The sequence below is a fragment of the Nostoc sp. NMS8 genome (genome assembly GCF_017115045.1).
Lineage (GTDB): Bacteria > Cyanobacteriota > Cyanobacteriia > Cyanobacteriales > Nostocaceae > Nostoc.
The window spans coordinates 57,973-66,534 of the sequence record NZ_JABXKK010000083.1 but is presented as its reverse complement, the minus strand read 5'-3'; the positions used below and the strand labels follow the sequence as shown (position 1 = coordinate 66,534).

Annotated in this window: 7 protein-coding genes; 2 read left to right on the top strand and 5 right to left on the bottom strand. The window is 43.3% G+C overall.

Translation table 11 applies throughout. The features are described 5' to 3' along the window. Positions 1–348 precede the first annotated feature (348 nt). Positions 349–645 carry a hypothetical protein gene (locus HWQ39_RS15545; RefSeq protein ID WP_292846494.1) on the top strand — a complete coding sequence of 99 codons (297 nt, stop codon included), beginning with the start codon at positions 349–351 and terminating at the stop codon, positions 643–645. A 389-nt stretch (positions 646–1,034) separates the two neighbouring features. Further along, positions 1,035–1,331, top strand: a complete 297-nt coding sequence (locus HWQ39_RS34430; protein WP_366932278.1) for a DUF3011 domain-containing protein — start codon at positions 1,035–1,037, stop codon at positions 1,329–1,331. 234 nt (positions 1,332–1,565) lie between these two features. Here HWQ39_RS34430 and HWQ39_RS15540 read toward each other — a convergent pair whose 3' ends face one another. From HWQ39_RS15540 to HWQ39_RS15520, 5 genes are all read right to left on the bottom strand, one after another. Then, positions 1,566–2,783, bottom strand: a complete 1,218-nt coding sequence (locus tag HWQ39_RS15540; RefSeq protein WP_292846491.1) for a glutathione S-transferase family protein — start codon at positions 2,781–2,783, stop codon at positions 1,566–1,568. 53 nt (positions 2,784–2,836) lie between these two features. Further along, the gene (locus HWQ39_RS15535) at positions 2,837–3,841 is read right to left on the bottom strand and encodes an ABC transporter substrate-binding protein (RefSeq protein ID WP_292846488.1); all 1,005 of its coding nucleotides are present in this window, start codon (positions 3,839–3,841) and stop codon (positions 2,837–2,839) included. A 235-nt stretch (positions 3,842–4,076) separates the two neighbouring features. After that, complete coding sequence (locus HWQ39_RS15530) at positions 4,077–5,081, bottom strand: ABC transporter substrate-binding protein (protein ID WP_292846485.1); 1,005 nt, start codon at positions 5,079–5,081, stop codon at positions 4,077–4,079. A 538-nt stretch (positions 5,082–5,619) separates the two neighbouring features. Further along, positions 5,620–6,840: a chromate efflux transporter gene (gene chrA / locus HWQ39_RS15525; RefSeq protein WP_292846500.1), complete on the bottom strand. Its 1,221-nt coding sequence runs from the start codon at positions 6,838–6,840 to the stop codon at positions 5,620–5,622. Positions 6,841–7,002: 162 nt separating this feature from the next. After that, positions 7,003–8,511: a UbiD family decarboxylase gene (locus HWQ39_RS15520; RefSeq protein ID WP_292846482.1), complete on the bottom strand. Its 1,509-nt coding sequence runs from the start codon at positions 8,509–8,511 to the stop codon at positions 7,003–7,005. Positions 8,512–8,562: the final 51 nt, after the last annotated feature.

Here is an 8,562-nt window from a genome sequence, read left to right as displayed (position 1 = left end):
AAAATTTATTTCCGGGCGGGCATGGAAGCCAACAGATAAGCTATTTCCAGCTTAAGTTGACACCTAGGAGCAATGCTGTGCCCCTACCATCTGGTCTATTTACCTAAAAATAGCTGTAAATTCCATACCCTTTTTGGGGTGTGCTAATAAGAATTAGACTTAAATTTTACTAAGAATACTGAAGGGACAACATGTATCAAGTTAAATCTCGACCGTTATTCAATTTCAAATAGTATTAGTGACAAAAGTAACTATTTAAATATGACTTTTGTCACAGGCGTATATCTGATTATGCCGATTAAATTGAGAATGTACAAATCAAGTAATGCAAGGCAGATTAAGAAATATATGAACCGCATAAAATCTATTCTACTTGGAGGCTTATTAGCAGCTACCTCAATTGCTGCTCTTTCTCAAAATGCTAACGCTGCTGAATTTAAATCTGAGCGCGATCGTTTTAATCATGATACTGTAGCTTTTAATAACAATCGAACTCAACGTGAACGCCAAATCCGTGAACAACGCGCTCGTGAATTGCGCGAACGCCAAGCCCGTGAACGACGCGTTCGTGAATTACGTGAACGTCAAGCTCGTGAGCGACATATTCGTGAATTGCGTGAACGTCAAACTCGCTTTAATCGTTAAGTACATGTCACCGTTAAAGGGGTTTGGAAATATCGAGGGTTGATGTTGGGTTTCACTACGTTTCACCCAACCTACAAATGATTAAATTCCATACTCTTTTTGTAGTGGGCTGTACTAAGAAAATAAATCTTCACTCATATTACCTCAGGAGAGTAGCAATATTCTCCTTTTTTTAGTTGGCATAAATCTGCTCAAATAAACGCACAAATTTTAATTGGAACTGGGGAAGAAATAAGTGCCTAAAATTCCCTCAAACCACTTTTTAAACAACCTCTGATGCTATTGAGAATGTAAAGAATATTTGCATTTAATTGATTTTAAAATTGGCTATTAATGCAGCTTGCTATAATTACTATAGTTTTAGTTTTTGAAGAGGTTTAACATTGAATATGGTTATACGTCTTCCCATTGTTGCTGCCACCTTTATGGTTGCCAGCATTAGTATAGGTACACTTTTGGGCGTTGCAGCTCCCGCTTCCGCTCAGGAGATAATCACTTGTTCAAGTCGTAATAATCAGAGGAATACTTGTTCAATACGTACTAGAGGTAGAGTGAGGCTTGTTAGGCAATTGTCCGATGCCACTTGTAGAGGAAATTGGGGCTATCGGAATGATCGTATTTGGGTGAAAAATGGTTGTCGGGCTGAGTTCTCAGTTGGCGATCGCAGAAACGGCAGGTACAGATAGGAAATGAACCGGATCGCATCATGGGTGGTAGTTAAAAATTATCCAGACTACCACCGTGCGAAATAGAATTTTAGCCTGTTACTAGCGATCGTTAATAATCTTAAGTAACTGACAAATCACAAAATGTCCAGTTAACTCTTGTGGGGTGGGGTGGGCGACACGAGAGCCATATTATAGACTGGGCAGGCAAGATGCCCACCCCACAATATTGGGTAATTTACTTCTTGGAGTTCCCTAATAGAGAGATGCCAACACTTTATCTGCTGCTGCTCGGAATGCAGTTGCAGCACCAGCGCTCATATCCCGTGGCGCACAGATGCGATTTCTCACATAGGCAAGTGTGATGGCTCCAATGGCGGCCGCAGTTGGATCGGCATTGTCTTTGCCACCCACGCGTCCCCACGGTAATGCTGCACCATTGCCATTGATGAGATAGTCAGCCAGCAATCTCAGGTGAAAATCAACTCCTTCTTTAACGGCTGTTGTGTCGCCATTGACTGCCAATGCTTGCACCCCAGAGTTTTTGAGGATATCTCCTAAAGCAACTTCTCGGTTATCAGTCAACCTCTCAGCCGCTTCTGCCCGAAATTGGATTTCTTGGCTAGCTGCTGGGTCAGGGGGCAAAGGATTGCCGATTGGCGTCACACCCCATCGGCGACGTAGGAGTAAGTTATTGGTGGTATCATCCGATTTGACGCGCTGATAGGCAGGACGCTGCTTGAGTGCTTCAAACCAAGCGTTGATTCGAGGATACCGGGGATTTCCTTTGAGGTGATATCCCCGATAAACGGGTAAGTTAGCCGCCAAACGGTCTAAATGAGGGCTGTAGGTAATATCTACCACACTAAATGTTGACAAAAAGTAGGGGCCAGCATACTTTCCAAGAAGTTGTTCGAGTTCGTCTAATTTTGCTTCAAAAGCTGCCTGTAAGCTGGCTAATTCATTCGGATCTTCAGGAGCTTGTCTGAGAAATTTGTAAGCGATATCTCTCACACCATTGGTTTCAGCATCCTCAAGCCATTGCCTAGCAACTGCGTTTTCCTCTGGGTCTTCAGGGAGCAAGGTTGGCCCAAATTGTTCTTCTAATGCTAACAGAATTTCTTTGGATTCATAAACTAACTTTCCCTCAATTTTTGCAGCCGGGACAAGGGTTGTAGGAACTAAATCTGTATACCATTTAGGCTTGTTAGTCAAGTCGATAAACTCTGTTGCAAAGGGAATTTCCTTTTCTTCGAGAGCAAACCAAACCCGTTCGCAAAATGGACACCAAGAGTTAGTATCACGGTAGAGCAATACTGACGGTTCTGTATCTGGTGGCAATTTATGGAGACTGCTAGGGATAGGAGCAGTAGAAGGAGATTGCCCTGGTCTACGCACCCGTCGAGCAGGGGTATTTTTTTGGGCAATTTCTAATAGTTGTTCCCAGCTAATCACTGTGTCTTGAATGGACATATTTCACCTTAATTGAAGTTAACTTTTTTATTGTCAGTCAAACCTTTGATTAACTATTTGCATTTATTAATCGCATTGGTAAAGCTTCCATCCCATAATGGTTTCACATCAACCCTTGTGGGGATAACTCCAGCACGATAAAAGGTGTCGGCGACATCTTGCTGAGAAGCGATCGCTTGTTGGGAAATTGGCAGCACTTTCGATCGCGTTTGTTTTAACCCCTCTTTGGCATCTTTGAGGACAAAGGTTTCATCCACTCCAATTGCTTTTGCATAGTTTTTTGACCACGCCTCTATATTCGATGCTTGCCAATCTTGCGATTTTTGGATGCGGCAGAGGAAGTCTGCGATCGCCGCTTTTTTATTAGGATCGGCGATCGCACTCGGCGCTGCAACAATGGTAAAATTGCCGCTGAGAATGTTTTTCGCTGATTTGAGTACCTTCGCTCCGTCTTTCTGGGCTTGCTGGATTGCGTAACCGTAAGTAGCCCAAGCATCTAAGTCGCCTCTCCTGAAGGCAGAGAGTCCGTCAGGAATAGTTAGGGGTACGGCATTCACATCTTTGAGTGTCAATCCCTCTTGTGCCAACATCTTAATTAAGAAGTAATGGGCTGTAGTTGCTTTGACATAGCCGATTTTCTTACCTCTAAGGTCACTAAACTTCTTCGCTTTGGAATTTTGTGGTATTAGTACGACTTGACCCACTGTCGGCCCCTTAACGGAAGCAATGATTTTTACCGCCCCTTGGGATTGAATCGCAAAAATCGGTGGGATCTCGCTAGCACTACCGATATCAATGGCATTGGCATTAATTGCTTGTACGATAAAGTTTCCGCCAGTAAATTCTGTAAACTCAGTTTTGTAGGGAAATTTATCTTGCCCAGATAACTTGAGTTGCAAATCCCAACCGCCTTTGAACTTAGAAGCGCGTAGGGTTACGTTTGACAAGTTAGCGGCTATCGGGTAAGCAGCTCTAGCATTTTCGGGATTGCTGGTAGTAGTAGCGATCGCTAAACCCAAAAAGGAACCGAGTGCAAACATTGCCGAAAGACTTCGCATTGAAATAGGGACTTGGGATTGGGTACTTGGGATTGGGGACTGGGAATTCGACCGGCTCCAAGTTGGGATGAGATGAAATGGCTGGAACTTCATAGACAAATTAGTTACTCTTTAGTTGAACTTAAGACCGTCACTCAATTTAGGATCTTGAATTATCAAACAGAATTCAAGAGTTAGAAACGTCTCCGGCTTTGCTCCTGAATCCTGACTTCTTCTTCAATCATCTAAAATTGGATCATTTGCATTGATTAATTGCATTAGTGAAGCTTGCATCCCATAGCGGTTTTACATCAACCTTTGATGGAATGACGCCTGCACGATAAAAGGTATCAGCTACATCTTGTTGGGAAGCGATCGCTTTTTGAGAAATCGGCAGTAATTGCGATCGCCGTTGCTTTACTCCCTCTTTGGCATCTTCGAGGACAATTTTTTCATCAACTCCTATACTTTGAGCATAAGTCTTAGACCATTTATCTATATTGGATTCTTGCCAATTTTGCGCCTTTTTCACCCGACAAAGGAAGTCTGCGATCGCTGCTTTTTTGTCGGGATCGGCGATCGCACTGGGGGCGGCTGCAATCACAAAGTTACCACTCAGAATATTCTTTGCTGACCGGAATACTTTAGCCCCATCTTTCCTGGCTTGATGGATGGCATAACCATAGGTAGCCCATGCACTTAGGTCGCCTCTCCTGAAGGCAGAGAGTCCATCAGGGATGGTCAATGGTTTGGCATTAACGTCCTTAAGTGTCAAACCCTCTTGCTCTAACATCTTAATTAAGAAGTAATGGGCTGTAGTGGCTCGGACATAGCTGATGGTCTTTCCTTTGAGGTCAGCGAACTTCTTAGCTGTGGAGTTTTTTGGTACGAGTACAACTTGGCCAACAGTTGGCCCCGTCCTACTAGCAATGATTTTGATTGCAGCTTTCGATTCAATGGCAAAAATGGGCGGGATCTCACTAGCACCACCCAAATCGAGGGCGCCGGCGTTAATTCCCTGCAAAATAAAGTTTCCGCCAGTGAATTCTTTATACTCAACTTTGTAGGGAAATTTATCTTGCCCAGCTAACTTAAGTTGTAAATCCCATCCTCCTTTTTGCTTACCTATTCGCAGTGTCACATTTGAGAAGTTGGCCGCGATGGGGCGGGCGGCTGTAGCATTTTGGGAGTTGCTGGTAGTAGTAGCGATCGCTAAACCCAAAAAGGAACCCAGTGCAAACATTACCGAAAGACTTCGCATTGAAATAGGGACTGGGGATTGAGGACTAGGGATTGGGGACTGGGAATTCGACCGGCTCCAAGTTGGAATGAAATGAAATGGCTGGAACTTCATAAACTAAATTTCTTAACCCTTGAGGATAGTAATTTGGATGATTGAATAGGATATAAAAATTGGTATGAAAAACTTATCTGTCATCGTTTTAAATTTAAAGTATGCACAGATGTGTGCTACAAAGCAAAGTAGCAACTTTTTATAGATAGTAGCCCTAGAGTTATAAAATGGTATATTTACAGCTTTTGAAAAACTGAATTATTCAAATCTAACTAAAACTCCGGTAAGTTTATGTATTTACCGGAGTTAATGGTGATTATCACATGAAAATAGTTTGAAAGCAAGATTTAATTTATCTATTTTTTGACTTGTTTCAGCCAGCAAAATCAGAAAAATCTCTATAAATTCAAGTCAGAGAGAGGATACAAAGCTGAAGTCAAAAAATACACTTAAACGAATAGGGGTTTAAAGTCAAGCTAATAGCTGCTCTACAATACTTGCAATCTCATCGAATGTAGCCCAAGAGTGAAGCACCCCATCCAATGAAAGCGCTACCAAAGACAAGCCATGCAGCATTGATGCGAAAGCGAATGGCTAAAATAGCTGAGACGATGGCGATCGCCAGGGCGAGAAAATCTACAAATGGGGCTTGTCGTAACGTTAAAGTTGCTGCTCCCAGTTGAAGAGTAGCAACAACCATTAGGGCGACAGCACTAACATTCACAGCATCCAAAAAGGCTCTAGTCCAAGAAGAGGCCCGTAAGCGTGGGATTAGGGGATTCAGGGCAGCAACAAAAACAAAAGAAGGTAGAAAAATTCCGATTGTGGCGACAATAGCGCCAGGTATGCCAGCAATGACATAACCGATAAAGGTAGCAGTGGAAAGTACTGGTCCAGGAGTAAATTGACCAATTGCGATCGCATCTAGTAACTGTTGTTGTGTCAGCCAACCGTATTCTTGAACTAATCCCCCTTGGAGAAAAGCCACCAAAAGGTAGCCACCACCAAACAAAACACTACCGACTTTCAGAAAAAACCAACCCAACTGCCATAAAGAAACGTTGGTTGTAGTAGATGCAGTAGCGACTAATGCAGCAATAGCCGCTGATGCCTTCAAAGTTGCGCCTGTGCTGAGACTAGCAATTAAAAAATTGGCTTTATCTCCTGGCTTGTCGTTTTGATCGCCAGAATGTAACCAAATCATACCCAGCAATCCCCCAATTAATAGGGCAACTACTTCATTCAATTTCAATAATAATGTCAGTAATGCTACAGCCAAAGCAATTACTAGTAATTGGCGAGTTTTCACAGCCTTTTTTGCCAAGCCCCAGAGGGCATTGATAATGATTGCTAAAACTGCTGGTTTAATGCCATAAAGTAAGGGGGCGACTTGGGGTAAAGTGCCGTAAGCAACATAAACCCAAGCAAACCCTCCAGTAATTAGAACCGCAGGTAAGACAAAACAAACGCCTGACACAATCAGCCCTAGCCATCCTGCATAGATGTATCCTATATGAATAGCCATTTCTGTGGAATTTGGGCCAGGAATTAGGTTAGTTGCCCCCAGTAAATCTAGAAAATGCTCCCTTGTCAACCACTGACGGCGCTTAACCACTTCATCTTCAATCATGGCGATATGGGCAACCGGGCCGCCAAAGCCGATAACGCCCAGTTTAAAAAATAGGTTGGCGAGTTCACCCAAACGACTTGGTGCTGAGTCAGTCATTGTTGCTAGGTAATATTTTTCATCCGGTTTCGGGACTTCCAAATAAAAAAATATCTAATTAACTCCTGTGGGGTGGGCGACACGATAGCCCAGTCTGTATGGCGGGCAAGATGTCCACCCCACAATATTGGATAATTTATTTCTTGGAGTTCCCCTAGCACATTACCTCATATCGTAGCCAAACAAATTCGGGTCTACTTCTCCTAACTGCAACTCTGCCAAACCATACTCCGCCCATCGTCTCTCTACCATCGCCGCCACATCAGGGTCAGATTCCAAAGGCGAACCCCATTCATGGTCTATTTCTGGCGGAATTTTTGTAGTTGCATCAATTCCCATACGTCCACCTAAGCCAATTTTCTCACTGGCAAAATCCAACGTATCAAAAGGTGTATTCGGTAAAATAAAGACATCCCGCACTGGGTCAACTTTGGAACTAATTGCCCACACAACTTGACGCGGATCGCGAATATTTATATCTTTATCTACAACAATTACAAATTTTGTGTATGTAAATTGTGGCAAAGCACTCCAAAACGCTAAGGCTGCCCTTCGTGCTTGTCCCGGATATGCTTTATCAATGGAAATAATCGCCGCTTTGTAACTCAAAGCTTCCATTGGTAAGAAGAAATCGACAATTTCTGAGACTTGTTGCCGCAGTATGGGAGTATAAATGCGATTGAGTGCGATCGCCATCATCGCTTCTTCTTTCGGTGGACGGCCGCTAAATGTTGTTAAGTAAATCGGATTTTTCCGGTGCGTCATACACTCAAAGCGGATTAATGGTGAATCTTCCACACCGCCGTAATAACCCATGTGGTCGCCAAAGGGCCCATCTGGTAAAACTTCTCCTGGTGTAATCGTTCCTTCCAAGACAAATTCGGAATCTGCGGGAACTTCTAAATCTACAGTTTTACACTTGGCCAACTGTACACCAGAACCACCATAAAGTCCAGCAAACAGCCATTCTGATAAATCTACAGGGATGGGTGTAGCTGCTGCCATAATAATTAGAGGATCTACACCAAGTGCGATCGCAACTTCTAATTTCTTCCCACGTTCGGCCGCTTTTCGTAAATGCCTTGCTCCACCCCGCACCGATAACCAGTGAACTGTCATTGTATTCTGAGATTGTAGTTGCAAGCGATACACGCCGACATTTGGAGTACCCGTCTCACAATCTCTGGTAATTACTAATCCCAGCGTGATAATCTTGCCAGCATCACCAATATAAGGACGTATCAAAGGTAACTTGTTTAAATCTAAATCATTACCTTGAATCACAACTTGCTGACAAGCCGGGAAAAAGTCACGTCCTGGTTTTGCTTTCAGCACGTCAAACAGCACTTTTCCAAAATCTATCGCCTGGGAAATCTTCTTCGGCGGTTTTGGCTGTTGCAGCATACTTAATTTTTTTCCCAGAGTTTCCAGCTCCTCTGGATGCTGCATATTCATCGCCCAGCAAATCCTTTCCACCGTTCCCATCAAATTCACCGCCACCGGGAAGGAAGCACCTTTGACGTTTTCAAACAACAACCCCGGGCCACCTTTTTGCAGCATCCGGTTGGAAATTTCAGCAATTTCTAAATCTGGGTCAACTAAAGCGGAAATTCGCCGTAATTGTCCCTTGTCTTCCAAAATTTTAATGAATCCCCGCAAGTCTCTCGCCATTGTTCTAATAAAGCTGATTATTTAAGAAGTGTGAAGCGCTTTCTTATATTA